The organism is Aquimarina latercula DSM 2041 (assembly GCF_000430645.1).
GTDB classification, from domain to species: Bacteria; Bacteroidota; Bacteroidia; order Flavobacteriales; family Flavobacteriaceae; genus Aquimarina; species Aquimarina latercula.
Genome location: NZ_KE387187.1, coordinates 130,288 through 148,874 on the forward strand (window position 1 = coordinate 130,288; position 18,587 = coordinate 148,874).

Below are 18,587 nucleotides of genomic sequence, written 5' to 3' on the forward strand. Positions count from 1 at the left end.
ACTGAATGATAGAAATCATTGATTTAAGTCAAGAAATTTACGAGGGAATGCCTGTTTATAAAGACCTTCCACAAGTTAAAATGACAGTTCATAATTCCCATGAAGAATGGAATGGAATAAAAAACCCAAAAATTAAAACACCAGCTGTTCATAAATTAGAATTAGGGGAACATACCGGAACACACGTTGATGCAATAAACCATATGGCAATTGAACATAAAGGAAAATCAATTGACAAAATGCCTTTATCCATGTTCTATACTCAAGGAATTTGTTTAGACTTTTCTCATAAAGGACTAAAAGAATTAATTGAACCTAATGAAATTGAAAATGCTTGTATAGAGGCTAATTTGAAAATAGAAAAAGGAGATACTGTATTGATTTATACTGATCATTATCGAAAAAACTTTAATGGAAAAGATTGGGGTAATGGACCTGGGATTTCTACAGAAACTGCTCGTTGGTTAGGAGAAAAAAAAATATCAGCTTTCGGAGTTGAAACGATGTCACCTGGAGTTCCGGGAATCTCAAATAAAAAAGTGCATCATATTTGTGGAGAATTGAATTTTACACATTACGAGAATATGATAAATCTACATCTGCTAATCGGTAGAGGAAGATTTCGATTTATTGGACTTCCACTGAAAATTAAAGGAGGAACAGGTTCACCTGTTAGAGCTATCGCAGTATTCGAAAAATAACAACTTTGGCTACACCCTATAAAGCTAATTATTTACTAAATTTAGTGCTCTAACCAGGCATTAAAATCATTTTATGTTAAACCCTATATACAATCAGGACTAATATGAAAAATAAATAACAGAAGAATGTCAGAATTAAATTCACTATTTGTTAAGGTAAAAATTAAAAAGAATAAACTTGATGATTTTCTAAAATCAAAACCAAAGCAACTAAAGATAGATGCCAACTGGTTGGAATGGTGGGATTCAAGAGAAATGTACGGGAAAAATGAACTTTCTCAAGACGACCTTTCTAGTTATGAACAACCGGATAATCAAAGTATCGTAGATACTTGGAAGAATAATAAACGAAGTGGAGGATTTTCTGAATATGATTCAGAAAATGGAATTTGGAACTTTGGAATAGTTTTTTTCGGAGAGAACTATTATGAAATGATTCCAGGATTTGGATTCATAAAAAGTATTGCGGATTATATCGAACATGATATTGGTAATTTTGCTATAGTCTTCGACTTTTTCTGGGGTAGTAATGAGGTAAATGCTTTTATAGATTTTAATGAAGAGAAAGGGTGTTTTAAGCCTACGGCTAAAGTAAAATCAGATATCAATCCAGAAAATCTGAAGTATGCAGAAATTTATTTGAACAAAAAAACAGAAGAATTTTCTAAAGCGCATGAAGATTAATAGCTAAATTAACTACCCCTAACCTATCGTATACCTGCGTTTCCAAAAACACTCGAGAAATCTTTCTTTAAAGGAAATTTCACCTAATCAGTTAGTTACTTTTTTTAGAGTTTTACAATAAAATTAGATTGGATGTAATAAATGATTAGCATTATACTTAGTGAAAATTCTAAAGAGAAATTATTCTTTACTTTTGAAACTGACAAAAATGAGCTTCGAATTAATGAGTACCACACAACCAACAAAGAATATAGCAAAAACAGTATGGCCTTGGTTTAGAAAGGCAATTGTATTAATATTATTCTCTTTAGTGGTAAATCATTTAGCTGCAAGCGATAATTTTCTAGATAGTGAATCCTATAGATTCCCTTTAGTTGGTTTTTTGTTTACTATTATTTTATCCATTCTTGTTGTAGTTATAGCACATTTTAATTTTAAATTTTACGAGAAAAAACATTTTTCTAAAAAAATAGAAAGCGTTACAATCATAAGATTTATGGCTTCTACTCTAGGATATATTACAGTAATTTATGTCCCTGTAAATATCATTGTAGGAATAGTTATAGATGGAGAAATACAATTTTATTACACTTTAATTGGTTTGCTAATTACCTTATTAATATGTTTTATTCTCATAGGTTTATTATATGCCCAAGACGTATACAATTTATATAAGTTATCTATAAAAGATGCAGAAATCACTATAGATAGCGGAGCGAAAATAAAGAAGCTTACCTATGAAAATATTGCGTGCTTTTATAGCGAAAACAAAATTGTGTATACTGTTCAGAATGATGGTACAACAATTAACACCGATTTTACATTAAATGAGCTCGAAGAAAAAATAAACGATCAATTATTTTTTAGAGCCAATCGACAAATTATCATCCATAAAGATACTGTAGACCTAATCGAAAAGATTGAAAATGGCAAGTTGCGTATTCGGTTAAAAGCTTTCATTAAAAATGATGCAATCGCAGAAATCAATATCAGTCGTTACAAGCGAAAAATATTTATGGATTGGTTTCAATAAAAGATGCCAAAAACTACCGACTATTCAGTTGTAAATTTCGACCATTCAGTAAAAACATGAGTATTTAAAGGGGATTTCAGAGATTTTGTTCATTATTTCGTTTAGAATTTAAAATCAAAAAACAATGAACAAAATCACCTTACGTCAAATATTAATTCCATTAATTACCATTGCAATCATCTGCTTTCTTTGGTTTGGACCGTTTCGTATAACCATAGAAAACATCATTATTTCTATATTAATCATTATAGCAAATTATATAGAATATAAAGAAAAAGCATTTTCAGAACTTGGATTTCAACGTGAAAAATTTACGTTCAAAAACATTTTAGTACTTGCTCCATTAGTCGCATTAGGGCTCTTTATTTTTTATGTCTTTATATTGGTTCCTGGGATCACAAAATTCACAGGAAATCCTATTGATTATTCTGCTTTTGATCAATTAAAAGGAAATCTTCCCGCCTTTTTAATTACTTTATTATTAGTGTGGGCCACCGCAGGGTTTGGAGAAGAAATTATTTTTCGTGGTTATTTTATGCGACAATTTGTAAAATTCTTTGGAGAAAGCAAAATCAGTATTGCGCTTAATATTATCCTAATTACTGGTTTTTTTGGCTTTATGCATAGTTATCAAGGAATTACCGGACAACTTGTTACTTGGATTGTGGGAGCGCTCTTGGCCTGGATATTCTACTTGCGTAAATACGATTTGTGGTTTCTGATTTCCGTACACGGTTTTTTTAACACCATCGCTTTAAGTTGTATTTACTTTGATTTGGTATAACGATTCCCAGCAACAATACATAGATCTTTTTTGGAACTATAATTTATTATAAAAATAAAAATTAATTTTACCTAGACTATTGAGAACTATAATCACAAAAAATGAAGCAAATTCAATCAATAATCTTATTTCTACTCTTCATCAATTTTGGATGTAAAAACTCAATAGTTGAAAAGCCGGAAAAGGCATTGGGTCAATCTAAAAAAAATCTACAATCAAAACCAATAGTAAGTTTTACATTCGACGATGGAAATACATCCGATATAGCAAATTTCAAATTTGAGGAATGGAACAAAATGATTTTAACAAATCTTGACAAAGAAAATCTAAAAGCTATATTCTTCGTTACAGGAAAAAATAAATCCAGTAAAAAAGGCCAATTTTTGCTTAAAAGTTGGAATGATAATGGGCATAAAATAGCGAATCACTCCTATTCTCATCCCAATTTTAATTCCGAAAAAAACGATTCACATCTTTTTGAAAATGAACTCAAAAAAACAGATGTAATTATCTCAAAACTTAGCAATCATATCAAGCTTTTTCGATTTCCTTACTTAAAAGAAGGACAAAACCAAACAAAAGTTGATAGCATTAGAAACATACTTAGCAAGCACAATTACTCGAATGGTTATGTAACTATAGATGCTTCGGATTGGTATGTAGATCAGCGCTTAATCAAAAGAATAAAACAAGTTGGACTTGAAAAAGCAGATGTCGACAGGTTTAAAGACTTCTACTTAGATCATATTTTAGAACGAGCGAATTATTATGAAGAACTTTCTTATAAAATGAACGGAAGACACATCAATCACACATTGTTGCTTCATCACAATCTAACATCTGCATTGTTTTTAGGAGATCTTATTAAGAAATTTAAAGAACAAGGTTGGGAAGTTATTGATGCCGATAAAGCTTTTGAAGATGAAATATTTACAAAGATTCCTACATCCGATTTTGCAGGAGAGAGTTTAATTTATTCAATGGCTAAACAATCAGAAAAATACGATCAGATATTGCGATATCCTGCAGAAGATAGTCGATACGAAAAAAACAAAATGGATGCACTTGGTCTTTAACATAGAAGGATTACCTAAATAATATTTTTAACTCCTTGTAACCAACAGAAAAACTAAAAAACGAGGTAACATTTTACCTTTTTATGATACATATATGAAACCCTGTAACTTATCAAAACTTAAAAAATGAAAAATATAACCTTATCGCTCTTGTTTTTTATGAGTATTGTTTCCAATATACACTCACAATCTAAGACTCAAGAATTATGGAAAAATACCGAAATAGGACCTGTAGTAGTATACTATTCCTTAGAAGAAGCTTTAAAAAACCCTGAAAAGGTCAGAGGTTTACAAATTAGAGATAAAGGGCTTGAAAAAATACCTAATGATATTGTCAAATTAGTTAATCTAGAATACTTAAGATTACATCATAATAAATTTGAGAAAATACCTGATTTCATTTTTAAAATGAAGACAATTAAAGTTTTAGAAATTGGAGGGAATCGATTAAATGTAATACCCGAAGAAATTGGTCAAATGACTGGTTTAGAATATTTGGGATTAAAAGCTAATGGATTAACTACTCTTCCGAAGTCCATTGGTAATTTGACCAATTTAAAATATCTTGATTTAGATTTTAATCCATTAATAACACTCCCAGAATCCCTAAAAAAATTAACCCAATTAGAAACACTTTATTTCTCTCATGCTAAATTTTCAGATGAAGAAATAAAAAGAATAAAAGAACTACTACCTCATTATTTTGGATCTTAAAAAATCTAGTTACACCAATGTAAAACATTAGAAGATAAATTTGAAACACATCATCGTAATAATGGGATTACTATCTTTTTTCGGAGCGAATAGTCAGAGTAATAAGAAAGAAAATTATGAAAATCTAACTTCCAAATTAAAGGATCGATTTAGAAATGAATTGAAAAGAGATTCTGAAAAAGAATTTAACCATGAATTTATTCGAACTACAAATTTAGAACAGGAAATTGTAAATAAATATGGTTTTGACGAAGTCAAGCTTATATTTGAATCTCTAAATAGTAAAAACTATTACATACTTGGTAAATTCCCAGAAGATTGCCCTTGGGTAAAACATAATAAGAAGACAATTTTCGATTTTATTAACGATAACTTCAAACCAGTATCTAAAAGAATTCCCGACCTAATTACTGTATTAAAAAACAGATGTCAATTTATTTATGCAGAGAAAAAGGAAAATGATTGGTATTTACATTACTTTCTCGACATGAAACTTTATGATAATAGAAGTTATTATAAAATATATACTGGAGGAGCACCTCTTTTACACGTAAAACCAAATAAAAATCTAAAATTATTTAACTGGGATGTTCCTAATGATTTAAAAACATTTTATAGCGTTCATAATGGATTTGGAGAAATATATGACGGTAATTTTGTGATGTCAAATGATGATATTAAAGTAATGGCCGAAATGATGAATCCTATTTGTAAAGAACAAAATACACAACCTGAGGGGTATTCTTTTAACGATTTACTCGAATTCTATCCAGATGGCGCAGGAAATGCCCAATGCTTTTATAAAAACAACGAAAACTTAACAGTCGACTGGGATCATGAAATTTGGGAGATTTCTGGAGAAATGGGATTTTTTAATTTCATAAATGAACGGATGGCCGAAATCGATGAAGAATAAAATCAACTAAAATATCAAAATCACCAACTATCATTCATAAATTAATTTTATATCTATTAAGTTCTTATAATTTACCGGGCATCGTTTTTATAATTATATCTAGTGTGTTTTTTTACAATTCGCGATTTGAAAAAAACGTTTTTGATCATGTAAAAATTGTCAACGTGCTTGTGATTGAAGCACCTGAATCATGCAAAAACGTTTCTAAACTCACTTTTTGTAAAGTAAAATATAACGGAAGGGTTCATTTAATTAAGATTGGAAAATACTTTTGTAAAAATATAGTTGGCAAAAAACGAATAAAAATGAAGACCAATTTTGATGGTTCCAGGCTAATTTTTATGAATCAAAAAGCTACAGATTTCAATAATAGTTTTGGAACTGGATTCATTTTTTTATTCTTTGGAGTTTTTTTAATCTATAATGGATATAAAAAATCGAAGAAAGATCCCAGTTAAAAGAAACTTAACACTGCAACATACATATAATACCAAGAGTCAATTAATCAACCGAATGGTTATTGTATTTTTGGTAAAGTGTAAAACTTGCTCTGAATAATTAGTTAATCAACACCGAATATCCTCAGTAGAAAACAATAAAACCGTGTTAAATACCCTTTGAAATGAAAAAATTAAAAAAATCACTATTTCAAACGCCTGTACTAATCAGTATCCTTGCACTATGCTTAAATAGTTGCTTTCATACTAATGCAACTAAAAACGTTGAAAAAGAAAACACGAAAACTACTGTATACCCTAGTGATGTTATTCCTTTTATGAACGAATGGAGTATTCTAACAGGTGATGGCACACGTACCGAAGAATTAGCCAATTACGAGCAAAAAGATTTCTTTTATGTTTCTAATGATGGAGAAACGGATTGGGTAGTTTATAAAACACCAAACTCTGGTATTACGTCAAAAAATTCGAGCAATACAAGATCAGAATTAGGGCAAAAAAAACATTGGATACCCAAAACGGGAGGCAAATTAAATGGTACCTTAAAAGTAATGCATGTTTCCACATCTGGTGATGCTAGAGTGGCTGCATCATATTCTGTAGTCGTTGGACAAATTCATAGTGATGATGGACATGAAAACGAACCACTAAAAATATTTTACAAAAAATTCCCTGGACATACAAAAGGATCTGTTTTTTGGAACTACGAAATCAATACAGAAGGAGATAATTCAAAAAGATGGGATTACTCAACAGCTGTTTGGGGTAATGATATGTCTACTATTGGATCGAGTCCAACTACGTATCCTGAAGAACCTAAGGAAGGAATCGAACTAGGAGAAGAATTTAGCTATGAAGTAAACGTATATAAAGGTATTATGTACATCACTTTTACAAGTAAAGGTCATCCAACAAAGACGTTTACAAAAAACTTATTAAAATCAGAATTTATCTCTAAGGAAACCATACCTAAACAAATACTAACATTGTATGCGGCTATAGGTCGAGATGGTACAGAACACCCAGATGCATATGCAGGCGAGTTGCAATTTTTTAAACAAGGTGCTTACAACCAAACCAACGGAAAGAATCCAGAAGACAATATCGTTTGGAATACTGGATCAAAAACTTATGATGGTGATATGGCTAAACAATATGCTAACGGATGCTATGCCGAAGTATGGTTTAAAGAAGCTGCTGTAGGTTCTGGTACGGTACCTAATAAAGAGTAGCGTATTCATGAAATTAATTTTAGATTTTTTTTTGGTGGGAGGCATTTTTATCATTGCCATAGTTCTGATCCAGCTATTAAAAATAAAAAACAGAAAACTACCTCAAAAAATATTAATTGTATTATTTCTTTTTCTTTTATGTGTTACAATCTATTTTTATGCGTTACTACACACTATTGATTGGCTAATACAGCTTCTATTTTTGCCTAATGATATCACCATTATAATTTTGGGTCCTTTATTATTTCTATATGTAAAATCATTATTTTTAAAGCAAAAAGAATTAGTAAAGAATACTTTAGTTCATTTTACTCCTACTTTACTATTTGCGTGTAGCATTACAATACCAACAATACTATTCAACAACTTCAAAATAGATGAACTAGCTTATACACATACTAATTTTATTCGCTCAATTATCAAAATTGATAGTTTATATTTTTTATTGTACTTATATTTTTCGCTACGGTTATTATCAACATACAGAAAACTAACCAAACATAAATATTCGAACCTAAACCACTATGATTTTAATTGGATTAAGATTATGCTACTTGCAGCACTAGGTATTATGAGTGTTGATATGGTGATTAAGATATATGAATATGTATTTAGTGATTTTCATTTGAATGCGGACTATTTTTCTGTTTTGGCGATGATAGTTCTAGTGATGTTCTTGAGTTATTACGGTACAAATCAATCTAAAGTATTATTACCTTCTTTTTTATTAGATGATAAACCGCTCTATAATATTAAAAAGACAAAAAATGAAAAAATTTCACCTTCAAAAAAAGAAGCGTTCGAAATCTTAAAGAACAAACTCGAAGTTCTTCTACAAACAGATCAAACGTATTTAGATCAAGATTTAACATTAGGAAAATTGGCGCAAAAAACCTTTACAACGGATAAAATACTTTCTACTATGCTAAATCAACATATGAATACTACATTCTATGATTTAATAAACAAATATCGTGTACAAGCTGTAAAAGAAAAGATACTCCTAGAACAATATCAAAACTATAACCTCTTCGGAATTGCTTGCGAATGTGGTTTTAAATCAAGAACCAGTTTCAATAGAATTTTCAAAAAAGAGACTGGACTTTCGCCTTCTGATTATAAAAGAAGTATGTTAGAAAGATAGTTTTATCTTTTTTTAACATATTATAACATACCAATGCTTCCATTGGTCAATCCGAATCCCTTTTAATTCATTGATTTGTGATCAAATTTATAAACATTAAAAATGATGAAAAAAATCGCATTGACCTTATTTTTTTGTGTATTTACACTAATTGTAAAATCACAAAATCTAATTGAAAAACCACAGAATCCAAGTGTAGAAAAATCAATTTTAGGTATTCAAGTTGGATTTGCAGGATTATGGATTTATAATGAATTTAAACTATCAAATCAGTTTACATTGCGGACGGAATTAGGTCTTGATGCTTACGAAAATGATGATTTCTATCCAGATGCAGGTTTTCTGTTAACAACAGTTATTTCGTTAGAACCTCGATGGTATTATAATTTTGATAGACGATTAAGTAAATCAAAACGAATCGACAATAATAGTGGTAATTTCTTTGCGCTGAAAACAAGTTTTCATTGGGATGATTTACTAATTAAGTTTGGAGGCGATAGTAATGTTAATATCGTTAATAACTTATCAATAATTCCTACTTGGGGTATTAGAAGAAATATAGGAACGCATTTTAATTATGAAACTGGTATTGGGATTGGTTATATTCACTTCTTTTCTAAAAATTCTGGATTTACAAAAGATAAAGGTGAAGCTGCAATAAATCTACACTTTCGAATTGGGTATCACTTTTAGTAAAATAAAAGCTGGTATTTTTAAGAAAAAAGAAAGCAAAATATTATATTTAATGAGGTAGTACCTACCCGAAACATTATAGTATATTTTAGAACGCAAATTAAGATTTGAAAGACACACAAGGAAAAGCTATTATTATTGGAGGAACTTCTGGTATTGGAAGAGGTTTAGCAGAAATACTGTTAGAAAATAGTTGGATGGTGGGTATAACTGGTCGTAGGATCGAACTACTTAATCAAATAAAAGAAAAATCTAACAACCGAATCATAATCCAAGAACATGACATCACAGAAATAAATAGTTCGGATAAAAAAATGGAAGCTCTTTTTAACCAAATGGAAGCGGTTGATTTAGTGATTGTTTCTTCTGGTATTTCAGAATTAAATCAAGAATTGGATTGGGAAACTGAAAACAAAATAATACAAACGAATGTAAATGGGATTTCTAAAGTGTATGAATTCGTGTTTTCTAAGTTCAAAAAACAGGGCTACGGTCACCTTGTTGGAATTTCATCTATTGCCTCTTTAAGAGGTAATAGGTATTGTCCTTCGTATAGTGCATCAAAAGCTTTTCAAGCAAATTATCTCGAAGCGCTAAGATGTATTGCAAAAAATGAAAAATTAGATATACAGATTACCGATGTACAACCTGGTTTTGTAGACACACCAATGGCCAAAGGAGATGGACTATTTTGGGTAGCTTCTGTAAAAAAAGCTTCCGCTCAAATCTATGCAGCAATCCTAAAACAAAAAAGAAAAGTTTACGTCACCAAAAGGTGGAGATTAATCGCCTGGGTTATGAAGCTTGCTCCAAATTGGATCTTAGAAAAAATGTAAAGAACACACTACAAATAGAAATGCAATCCATCCAGAAAGTGAGTTAATAGTACTCTGCAAATCCTTGCAAATTTTGTATTCGGTTTCTGTTTGTTTAATTAAATGCTTCCAATATATTAGCAGAAAGGTATATATTAAGTAACATAATAACATGTCAATAGCTAAAATAGGAATAGTAACAGTGAGCGATCGAGCTAACGCAGGTATTTATGAAGATATCAGTGGAAAAGCAATTATAAATACATTGACTGATTATCTTACTTCTCAATGGACAGAAGTGTATAAAATAGTTCCCGATGAACAAGAAGTTATTGAACAAGCTCTTATCGAATTAGTAGATCAAGAGAAATGCTGTTTAGTAATTACTACTGGTGGTACAGGTCCCGCTAAAAGAGATGTTACCCCAGAAGCTACCGAAGCAGTTTGTGATAGGATGATGCCTGGTTTTGGGGAACTTATGAGGGCAGAGTCTTTAAAGTTCGTACCAACTGCGATTCTTTCCCGACAGACTGCCGGACTCAGAAGTAGTAGTTTAATTATTAATCTCCCTGGAAAACCAAAATCAATCAAAGAATGTTTGGACGCTGTTTTTCCTGCTGTCCCATATTGTATCGATCTCATGAATGGACCATTTTTAGAATGTAATGAGGATGTTATTAAACCATTTAGACCAAAGAAAAAATAGAGTTGAATTAAAAACATTATGAATAAACTATAAATACAATAATCATTCATGTTTTGACCGCATTTTTAATTAAAACCAAATATTTCATAAAATTATGCTTACCTTAAATATTATAAATTGATAAAAAAGAATGAATGATCTTTAATGAAATTTGGAACAAGCACGAAAGTCATTTGTTAAACTTTATCAAAACAAAAGTTAGTGACCAATGCATTGCGGAAGATATTTTACAAGAAGTTAGCATAAAACTGCTTGACAATATAAATCGAAAGACCGCAATCAAAAACTATAAAACTTGGCTCTTTCAAGTGTGTAGAAATACAATTGCAGATTATTATAGAAAAAACAAAAAGCATTTTGAATTATCTATAAATGATTCTGAAATCGAAATCAACTCAAATACTTGTGTTTGTGATTTATCTGAGTTTGTGATTCAAACTTATTTGCCAGAAAAGTATAGTAAACCTCTTTATTTAAGTGATATTAAACAAAAATCACAAAAAGAAATTGCTCAAATACTTAATTTAAGTTTGACAGCAACAAAGTCAAGAATACAAAGAGCACGTAAAAAACTAAAGGAAATAATCAATGAATGTGTTGATATTAACTATAACGATCGAGGTGAAATCTTCGATTTTCAATTAAAAAAAGGATGTGAACTTCCATCTGAATTAAGAGCAGAAATAAACAGAATAAATTTAATTCTATAATCTTGCATCTTTTTACTTTCTCTTTACGACTACAAGAGAAAAGTACTTAAATGAAACATAAAATAATATCCTTAACAACAATCCCGCTATTATTAGTTATAATAAGTATAATAGGTTTTCTAACATTGGAGAATAATTGGAACTTTGAATTGACATCGTATTCAGTTTTCCTTTTTACTCTCTTTTATATTTTAATTTTAGAACGTATTATACCTTTAAAAAAAGATTGGAAACCCAAAAAACGGCTTATCCTGACAGATATTAAACACTTAGTTTTTTCAATAGCAATTTTTGATGCTTTAGGAAAAATGTTTGCTCTATCATTAACTATTTACTTACAAGAAAAAAAATTTATAGCCTTTGATTTTTGGGATTCTTTACCCTTTATTGTTGTACTTATTATTGCTAATTTAATAGGAGATTTTCTTCCTTATTTATATCACAGGATTAGTCATAAAGGGAATCCTAATTCATACATAAGTATTTTGTTATGGAAAGTTCATTCCATACACCATCTACCTAAAAGCTTAAACTGGTTCAAGACTAATTGGATACATCCAATTAATATGTTTTTAAACACATTTCTTAAAATGACACCAATTTTATTGTTAGGCTTTAATAGCGAAATTATCTTTTTAGTTGGCATTATACACGCGGTAGTTGCGTACATATCTCACGCAAATATTAAAACAGCAAAAAGTTTTTGGGATTATTTAATAGTTACACCACAAATCCATCATTTTCATCATAGTGCCAACACAGAAGAGGCAAAAAACTTCGGTAACACCTTACCATTTTGGGATTTATTATTTGGCACTTATTTTAATAGAAAAGGAGCTGTTAATAAAGTTGGAGTTTTTGAAGAGGAGCATACAGACTACCCGTCAGATACTAATTATGTGAAACAACTTTTATACCCTATAAAGGTCACAAAAAAATGTTGCATATAAATACTTTCTTATTATGAAATGACCAAACACATCGAATTTCAAAAATAAAAGTTAAAAGATTTTTTATTACTAACCGATTGTTTAGTTTTGTTCTGTTTTAATAAAACAATGGCAAGAAAAAAACAATATATAGAATCAGAAGTTATTGATAAAGCTATGAACTTATTCTGGCGTAATGGATATGAGAGTACGTCCATGCAAATGCTAGAAAAGGAAATGGGTATTAATAAATTTTCTATCTATTCGAGTTTTGGTAGTAAACACGGGCTATTTCTGGAAAGCCTAAAAAGTTACAAAAGAAAGGTTAACAACATTTTTGAAAAATTCAGACAATCTTCTAATGGTGTAGATGATATTAAAGAATTCTTTTATGATTCCGTAAAAATCTGTAATCAACAAGGTAATGAAAAGGGATGTATGGTAACGAATACCTATAATGAATTCTCTGGAAAAGAAGATGAATTAATCAATGATGAGATGACTAAGTTTATGGAAGATCTTAAAAAATTGTTTATTACTAAGTTAAGTACCGATACGACCAAAAAGCAAAATGATATTTTAAAACAAGCCAACTTTTTATTATTAGCTAAGCACGGTCTAGCCGCTGCATCTAAAGTAAATAGTAAAAAAGAAATTGAAGACTATATTGAAATGACATTTAGTAGTCTATAGCATTTTTTTTAAATAATAACTAAACGATTGTTTAGTTATAAATGATAATTATATATAACAATAAAATTTAAAATCATGACAACATTAAAAGTAAACACAATCGAATCAGCACCAGAAGAGAGTAAAACCTCTTTAGAACAATCTGTAAAATCTTTTGGCATGTTACCAGGATTACATGGTGTTTTAGCTTCTGCTCCAGAAGTATTGGAAGCTTATAAAACATTACACAGTGCTTTTCAAAATTCATCATTTAATGCTGAAGAACTTACGGTAGTTTGGCAAACAATTAATGTAGAACACGAATGTCATTATTGCGTTCCTGCTCATACAGGTATTGCTCACATGATGAAAGTAGACTCTGCATTAACTGAAGCTCTTAGAAATAGAACAACAATGCCTAACGAAAAACTACAAGTATTACACGATTTTACTCTAAAAGTAGTTCGTAACCGTGGACATGTAACACAAGAAGATTTAAATACATTTTATGCTGCTGGTTATGGAGAAAGACAAGTGTTAGAAGTTATTTTAGGACTATCACAGAAGGTAATTAGTAATTATACCAATCATATCGCCAACACACCGGTTGATGAAGCGTTTCAAAAATTTGCTTGGGAAGCACAAAAAGTGTAATGCCAAAAACAGATACGTCCAATCCTTATTACTTAAGGTTTGGACGTATCTTATTATAATATTAATTATCAATGTTATTTAAGTATCCAATCAAGAATTAAAAAATTAAAATGTAACAAATACTACTTTCTACATACCAATAAATAAAACATCTGTATATGAATATCTAGGTGTCCAAAAAAACTAAATGATAAGAATTAACTGGAAAAAAGATCTTTTTTCGTCTAAGTATAGACTGCAATCTCACAATCAAAACGTAGGAGAATTCGATCAGCATTCTTTTAGGAATTTTTCAATTGGAAAATTAAATGACACTAAACTCAAATTTGAAAAGAAGGGATTTTTTAATTCAGAAACGCACATCATAGACCTGAATTTAAACCAACCTATCGGGAGTATTAAATTTAATAATTGGGGAAGTGGAACTATTATTTCACTTAACGGGAACAACTACAGGTGGAACTATGATAATTTCTGGCACTCTAAATGGAGTATCTCTCAAAATCAAAAAAGATTAATTCATTATAACAGCTCAACTACAAGTGGTCTAATTGAATCTTCAGTTGATAGTGAATCTTTAATGTTATGCGGACTTTTTGTTCATAATTATTATATACTAACATTAGTTATCATTTCTACATTCATCATCATAATATCAACAAGCTGATAAAATAATTATTGCATCCTAAACCATAAAGAATTTAGATTTTACACTAATATTTATTCTATTTTTATAGTGTTCTAAGATACTTGAGTTCTCAGTTTAGATAAAAAAAACAATAGTTTGCGAAAATTTATTTTTGAAAAAAGGAAGTATGGATTCGAATTACTGATGGATTTGCATAGGTTCGAAAATAATCCAAATGTATTTTTTGAACCCAAGCCTCAAACAACTGACTTTTTTGAAATCATGATTTTTGAAAAAGCAAGTGGAGCTATTGAATTAAATGGACATTTTATAGAAATTGCAGATAATAGCTTTTTCTTCATCTCCCCTTTTCAGACTAAAAGTTGTAAGATTTCTCTAAATCAACTAAAAGGATTTCATCTTGTATTTCAAAGTGATTTTTTATCTGATTTTTTTAATGATGCTCTGTTTACTTACCGATTACAGTATTTTTACAACACTCAATATCCTCAATATTTATGTTTAAAAGATGCTGATTTTAATATTATAAAAATCGCTTTTAACGAAATTATCACTGAGATAAATGATTATCAAAACGATAGTGCTCACATATTACGTTCTCTACTATATTTCTCATTATCCAAGCTAAACCGGTTATATTCTAATTTCTACCATATCTCTCCAGACACACAATCTAACACCGTAATTTATAGATTTAAGGCCTTACTAGAACAGAATATTAGAAATCTACATACGGTAGCGGATTATTGCAATCTACTTAATGTTACACGACATCAGCTTAATACATTAGCAAAAGAATATACTAAACATACTACAAGGGAAATAATTAACAATAGATTACTTCTAGAAATAAAAACAGAATTGCGTTATTCTAATAAAACCATTGCAGAAATTTCTGATGCTTTACACTTCAGTGAACCTAATAATTTGACTCGTTTTTTTCAAAAATTAACAGGAACAAGTCCAACAACATATAGGAAAAATTACCAAAACGATAGATTTTGATTGTAAATTGATACGGGATTTAAACAAATTCAATCAGATATTTGCAAATAAAAAATCATGATAAAATTTTCTTCATCATTCATCTTATCCTTATGTTTTTTAGTCTCCTTCTCACAGAGCTCTAAAACAAAAATTGAAATGATCGCTTCCAACTGGAATACAACAAAAGAGGCAACTTTCGAAAAATTCGACAATAGAGAAACCCTAGTATTAAAAAAAGGAAGAATTACTGTAAAAAATCAGAAATTTACCAACGGTACTATTGAGGTTGATGTATATGCCAACACTATTAGAAGTTTTGCAGGAATTACCTTTAGAAAAAAAGATAATACCATGGAAGAAGTTTATATGAGACTTCACAAAACAAACCAAGCAGATGCGATACAATACACTCCTATTTTTAATAATGAATCTAACTGGCAGTTATATAGAGAACACCAAGCCAACGTATTATTTAAGAATAAAGGATGGAATACACTTCGTATAGAAGTAAATAATGACCAAGCTAAAGTTTTTGTGAACAATGAAGAAGTGATGAGCATTTCTAATTTAAGAACGGATAATATATCAGGTGAAATTGGTTTATTTGCCCTATTCACTAACAGATTTTCTAATTTTAGGATAACCCCAAAAGAATCTAGTGAAGTACCTGAAAAGACTAAAGAAACACCAACCGACCTCAACATTATAAAAAAATGGAAAATTACTGAGGCAAAACTATTCGATCGAAAAAATCTTAATTTTAAAAATTTTTTAAAGGAAGAATACATTACTGTTACTACAGAAAAATCAGGGTTATTACCTATTTCCAAATACATTAAAAAAGCTTCTTCTGGAAACTTTGAACAAAATACCGAAGATTATACCATTGCATTTACAAATATTTATTCAGAAAAAGAGGAAACAAAGCTTTTCTCATTTGATTATAGTGATACAATACTAGTTTATTTAAACGGTAAAATCATTTTTGAAGGTAAAAATGGATTTAGAACAAAAGGAATTCAATATATGGGACACTTAGATATTAATACCAATACATTATACATGCCACTTAAAAAAGGTAATAACACAATTCATTGTGTCGTTATAGATAAAGCAAATGGATGGGGGCTTATGGCAAAAATGCAATAAGATTTCTTACGATAAGTAAATAACAAACTAAATAAGGCAAACGTTCTAAAATCCTATAAATATGTAATGAATAAATATAGATCGCACTATTTAATGTGAAAAAGATCCGTTGCATATAGGATAATTATGGAGTAAGATTGTATTTTTATGATTTTCATCAATCAAACAATCAAACAATGACCCATATAGAAACACCTCATTGGAGTTTATCTAGCAAAATTTTTCTACGATTTATATTTCTATACCTTTTATTCTATATATATCCATATGGATTCGAATATATACGAGAACTAGATACCTCCGATATTTCTTTTTGGCAGGGGATCACTGTATGGTTTGGGGAAACTTTTCTTAGTTGGGAGTTTGATAAACAAAACCTTCTAAACGGTTTTGATTCTAAATACGATTATAGTAGGTTTCTATTAATTACAGTACTTTCTATAATTGGCACTATAGCTTGGATACTCATTGACACTAAATTTAAACTTAATTATAATCAAAAATTAAAAACTCTTACAAGGACTATTCTTAGATATCATATTGGATTAACTCTTATAATCTATGGATTAGCAAAGGTTTTTATGCTTCAGTTTGGTGAAATGGATCTGGATCGATTAGAAAACACTATTGGTAATCATAATGGTATGAGTTATCTATGGACATTTATGAGTTATTCTAAATTCTACACAATGACTACTGGTTGGGTAGAAGTAATAGGTGGTGTTCTCCTATTATTTAGAAGATCCACTTTTATTGGCGCTTTTATTTTATTTATAGCCATGATCAATGTTGTAATTATCGACATTGGTTATGATGTAAGAGTAAAAATGTTCGCTATTCATCTTTTAGTTATGACTGTTTTACTAATTAGTAATGACCTGAAAAGGATGATTAACTTTTTTATACTTAACAAGCCTACAGTACCGATTATCGAACTACCACTGTTTACTAATCCAAAGACAAAAAAGATCGGATATATCCTTAAAGCTTGTATATTACTATATTTCACTATTTCTAGTTCAATAAACTTCTCTAATAGAATTAAGAGTCAAACGGCAAATAGGTATCCTAGTATGACAGGGTTTCACCAAGTGGAAATTCAGATGGTAAATGGTGATACGATACCTAAGTCTACTAATATTCGATGGAAGAACATCTCCATTAATGGAAGTTCATATAGACCAGAAACTTTAAAAATAATTCAAGAAGATAAAAAACAACTGTATTTTCTCTTTGAAGCGGATACAATAAAAAGGACCATTGACTTTCATGAATATAATGATTCAGAAAAGAAAGCAAATTCATTTACTTATGATCGACTAGATGATAACGTATTCATTTTTAAAGGCTCTTATAAAGGTGATTCTATTTGGGTTAGAACTAAAGCTAAAACGTTTAAGAACTATCGATTGACAAAAAGTGGAATGCGATGGATAACTGATCTTACAAAATAAAACTCTTCAATATTAAAATACATAAGTACCAATTCCTCGAGAGATATAACTCGGAAGGAAGACTGTACTATATATTATAAAACGATACATATATATAAGTAAATAAATTTAGAGCAACCATTGTTAATTTAGCAAATATTATTACCAAATTCTTCTACCCTAGTTAAAAAAATAACAGTTGAATTTCTTTTATTTTTCTAAAAAACACCTCCAAACCCCAGTGTTTTCGTTAAAATATGTTAAAATAGTACCTTTTTATACATAGTACTGTAACAAAAATGAAACATCTGCGTCTAGTAAGTATATAACAATTTAAAACAATAGAAATTATGAGAACATTAGATAGTAATCAAATCAGTAAAAAATTAAAAAACACAAACGGAAATATCTGGAATGCTAAAAGACGTTATAGATAATCCATAACAAT

General features: G+C 29.6%; 21 protein-coding genes. All 21 read left to right on the forward strand.

Features of this window, described 5'->3' with window-relative positions; translation table 11 throughout:
• Window positions 1-5: 5 nt before the first annotated feature.
• The 21 genes from H526_RS0127125 (at window position 6) to H526_RS0127225 (ending at window position 18,160) form a co-directional block, all read left to right on the forward strand.
• A complete protein-coding gene (locus H526_RS0127125) occupies window positions 6-701 on the forward strand; it encodes a cyclase family protein (RefSeq protein ID WP_027395809.1) in 696 nt (231 codons plus the stop codon).
• A gap of 126 nt (window positions 702-827) precedes the next feature.
• The gene (locus H526_RS0127130; RefSeq protein WP_027395810.1) at window positions 828-1,385 is read left to right on the forward strand and encodes a hypothetical protein; all 558 of its coding nucleotides are present in this window, start codon (window positions 828-830) and stop codon (window positions 1,383-1,385) included.
• Window positions 1,386-1,593: 208 nt separating this feature from the next.
• Window positions 1,594-2,418: a LytR/AlgR family response regulator transcription factor gene (locus tag H526_RS0127135; RefSeq protein WP_245591243.1), complete on the forward strand. Its 825-nt coding sequence runs from the start codon at window positions 1,594-1,596 to the stop codon at window positions 2,416-2,418.
• A gap of 124 nt (window positions 2,419-2,542) precedes the next feature.
• Entirely contained in the window at window positions 2,543-3,202 is a 660-nt protein-coding gene (locus tag H526_RS0127140; RefSeq protein ID WP_027395812.1) for a CPBP family intramembrane glutamic endopeptidase, read from the forward strand.
• Window positions 3,203-3,303: 101 nt separating this feature from the next.
• Window positions 3,304-4,278 (forward strand): polysaccharide deacetylase family protein, encoded by a 975-nt coding sequence (locus H526_RS0127145; protein WP_051336388.1) that lies wholly within the window; start codon window positions 3,304-3,306, stop codon window positions 4,276-4,278.
• Between the two features lie 126 nt (window positions 4,279-4,404).
• Window positions 4,405-4,992 (forward strand): leucine-rich repeat domain-containing protein, encoded by a 588-nt coding sequence (locus tag H526_RS30335; RefSeq protein ID WP_081415717.1) that lies wholly within the window; start codon window positions 4,405-4,407, stop codon window positions 4,990-4,992.
• 40 nt (window positions 4,993-5,032) lie between these two features.
• The gene (locus H526_RS0127155) at window positions 5,033-5,908 is read left to right on the forward strand and encodes an SMI1/KNR4 family protein (protein ID WP_155839793.1); all 876 of its coding nucleotides are present in this window, start codon (window positions 5,033-5,035) and stop codon (window positions 5,906-5,908) included.
• A gap of 305 nt (window positions 5,909-6,213) precedes the next feature.
• Window positions 6,214-6,366: a hypothetical protein gene (locus H526_RS32045; RefSeq protein WP_155839794.1), complete on the forward strand. Its 153-nt coding sequence runs from the start codon at window positions 6,214-6,216 to the stop codon at window positions 6,364-6,366.
• 164 nt (window positions 6,367-6,530) lie between these two features.
• Window positions 6,531-7,598 (forward strand): polysaccharide lyase family 7 protein, encoded by a 1,068-nt coding sequence (locus H526_RS0127165; protein WP_027395816.1) that lies wholly within the window; start codon window positions 6,531-6,533, stop codon window positions 7,596-7,598.
• A 7-nt stretch (window positions 7,599-7,605) separates the two neighbouring features.
• A complete protein-coding gene (locus H526_RS0127170; RefSeq protein ID WP_027395817.1) occupies window positions 7,606-8,742 on the forward strand; it encodes a helix-turn-helix domain-containing protein in 1,137 nt (378 codons plus the stop codon).
• 102 nt (window positions 8,743-8,844) lie between these two features.
• Window positions 8,845-9,435, forward strand: a complete 591-nt coding sequence (locus H526_RS0127175) for a hypothetical protein (RefSeq protein WP_245591244.1) — start codon at window positions 8,845-8,847, stop codon at window positions 9,433-9,435.
• Window positions 9,436-9,542: 107 nt separating this feature from the next.
• The gene (locus H526_RS0127180; protein WP_027395819.1) at window positions 9,543-10,271 is read left to right on the forward strand and encodes an SDR family NAD(P)-dependent oxidoreductase; all 729 of its coding nucleotides are present in this window, start codon (window positions 9,543-9,545) and stop codon (window positions 10,269-10,271) included.
• 151 nt (window positions 10,272-10,422) lie between these two features.
• Entirely contained in the window at window positions 10,423-10,956 is a 534-nt protein-coding gene (gene mog, locus H526_RS0127185; RefSeq protein WP_027395820.1) for a molybdopterin adenylyltransferase, read from the forward strand.
• 134 nt (window positions 10,957-11,090) lie between these two features.
• Window positions 11,091-11,666, forward strand: coding sequence for a sigma-70 family RNA polymerase sigma factor (locus tag H526_RS0127190; protein WP_027395821.1), 576 nt, complete (start codon window positions 11,091-11,093; stop codon window positions 11,664-11,666).
• Between the two features lie 50 nt (window positions 11,667-11,716).
• Window positions 11,717-12,616, forward strand: coding sequence for a sterol desaturase family protein (locus tag H526_RS0127195; RefSeq protein WP_027395822.1), 900 nt, complete (start codon window positions 11,717-11,719; stop codon window positions 12,614-12,616).
• A gap of 108 nt (window positions 12,617-12,724) precedes the next feature.
• Entirely contained in the window at window positions 12,725-13,288 is a 564-nt protein-coding gene (locus H526_RS0127200; protein WP_027395823.1) for a TetR/AcrR family transcriptional regulator, read from the forward strand.
• A gap of 75 nt (window positions 13,289-13,363) precedes the next feature.
• Window positions 13,364-13,921, forward strand: coding sequence for a carboxymuconolactone decarboxylase family protein (locus tag H526_RS0127205; protein WP_027395824.1), 558 nt, complete (start codon window positions 13,364-13,366; stop codon window positions 13,919-13,921).
• 187 nt (window positions 13,922-14,108) lie between these two features.
• Entirely contained in the window at window positions 14,109-14,588 is a 480-nt protein-coding gene (locus tag H526_RS0127210) for a hypothetical protein (RefSeq protein WP_027395825.1), read from the forward strand.
• Between the two features lie 117 nt (window positions 14,589-14,705).
• Entirely contained in the window at window positions 14,706-15,575 is an 870-nt protein-coding gene (locus tag H526_RS0127215) for a helix-turn-helix domain-containing protein (protein WP_027395826.1), read from the forward strand.
• Window positions 15,576-15,713: 138 nt separating this feature from the next.
• Entirely contained in the window at window positions 15,714-16,706 is a 993-nt protein-coding gene (locus H526_RS0127220; protein ID WP_245591245.1) for a 3-keto-alpha-glucoside-1,2-lyase-like domain-containing protein, read from the forward strand.
• A 176-nt stretch (window positions 16,707-16,882) separates the two neighbouring features.
• On the forward strand, window positions 16,883-18,160 hold the full coding sequence (locus H526_RS0127225; protein ID WP_027395828.1) for a DoxX family protein: 1,278 nt from the start codon (window positions 16,883-16,885) through the stop codon (window positions 18,158-18,160).
• Window positions 18,161-18,587: the final 427 nt, after the last annotated feature.

Excerpts from the sequence above, each read along its gene's own strand:
- H526_RS0127225 (WP_027395828.1), top strand. The coding sequence starts at position 16,883 with ATGACCCATATAGAAACACCTCATTGGAGTTTATCTAGCAAAATTTTT.
- mog (WP_027395820.1), top strand. The coding sequence starts at position 10,423 with ATGTCAATAGCTAAAATAGGAATAGTAACAGTGAGCGATCGAGCTAAC.
- H526_RS0127165 (WP_027395816.1), top strand. The coding sequence starts at position 6,531 with ATGAAAAAATTAAAAAAATCACTATTTCAAACGCCTGTACTAATCAGT.
- H526_RS0127125 (WP_027395809.1), top strand. The coding sequence starts at position 6 with ATGATAGAAATCATTGATTTAAGTCAAGAAATTTACGAGGGAATGCCT.
- H526_RS0127200 (WP_027395823.1), top strand. The coding sequence starts at position 12,725 with ATGGCAAGAAAAAAACAATATATAGAATCAGAAGTTATTGATAAAGCT.
- H526_RS0127130 (WP_027395810.1), top strand. The coding sequence starts at position 828 with ATGTCAGAATTAAATTCACTATTTGTTAAGGTAAAAATTAAAAAGAAT.
- H526_RS32045 (WP_155839794.1), top strand. The coding sequence starts at position 6,214 with ATGAAGACCAATTTTGATGGTTCCAGGCTAATTTTTATGAATCAAAAA.
- H526_RS0127140 (WP_027395812.1), top strand. The coding sequence starts at position 2,543 with ATGAACAAAATCACCTTACGTCAAATATTAATTCCATTAATTACCATT.
- H526_RS0127205 (WP_027395824.1), top strand. The coding sequence starts at position 13,364 with ATGACAACATTAAAAGTAAACACAATCGAATCAGCACCAGAAGAGAGT.
- H526_RS0127195 (WP_027395822.1), top strand. The coding sequence starts at position 11,717 with ATGAAACATAAAATAATATCCTTAACAACAATCCCGCTATTATTAGTT.
- H526_RS0127175 (WP_245591244.1), top strand. The coding sequence starts at position 8,845 with ATGATGAAAAAAATCGCATTGACCTTATTTTTTTGTGTATTTACACTA.
- H526_RS0127220 (WP_245591245.1), top strand. The coding sequence starts at position 15,714 with ATGATCGCTTCCAACTGGAATACAACAAAAGAGGCAACTTTCGAAAAA.
- H526_RS0127135 (WP_245591243.1), top strand. The coding sequence starts at position 1,594 with ATGAGCTTCGAATTAATGAGTACCACACAACCAACAAAGAATATAGCA.
- H526_RS0127190 (WP_027395821.1), top strand. The coding sequence starts at position 11,091 with ATGATCTTTAATGAAATTTGGAACAAGCACGAAAGTCATTTGTTAAAC.
- H526_RS30335 (WP_081415717.1), top strand. The coding sequence starts at position 4,405 with ATGAAAAATATAACCTTATCGCTCTTGTTTTTTATGAGTATTGTTTCC.
- H526_RS0127145 (WP_051336388.1), top strand. The coding sequence starts at position 3,304 with ATGAAGCAAATTCAATCAATAATCTTATTTCTACTCTTCATCAATTTT.
- H526_RS0127210 (WP_027395825.1), top strand. The coding sequence starts at position 14,109 with ATGATAAGAATTAACTGGAAAAAAGATCTTTTTTCGTCTAAGTATAGA.
- H526_RS0127170 (WP_027395817.1), top strand. The coding sequence starts at position 7,606 with ATGAAATTAATTTTAGATTTTTTTTTGGTGGGAGGCATTTTTATCATT.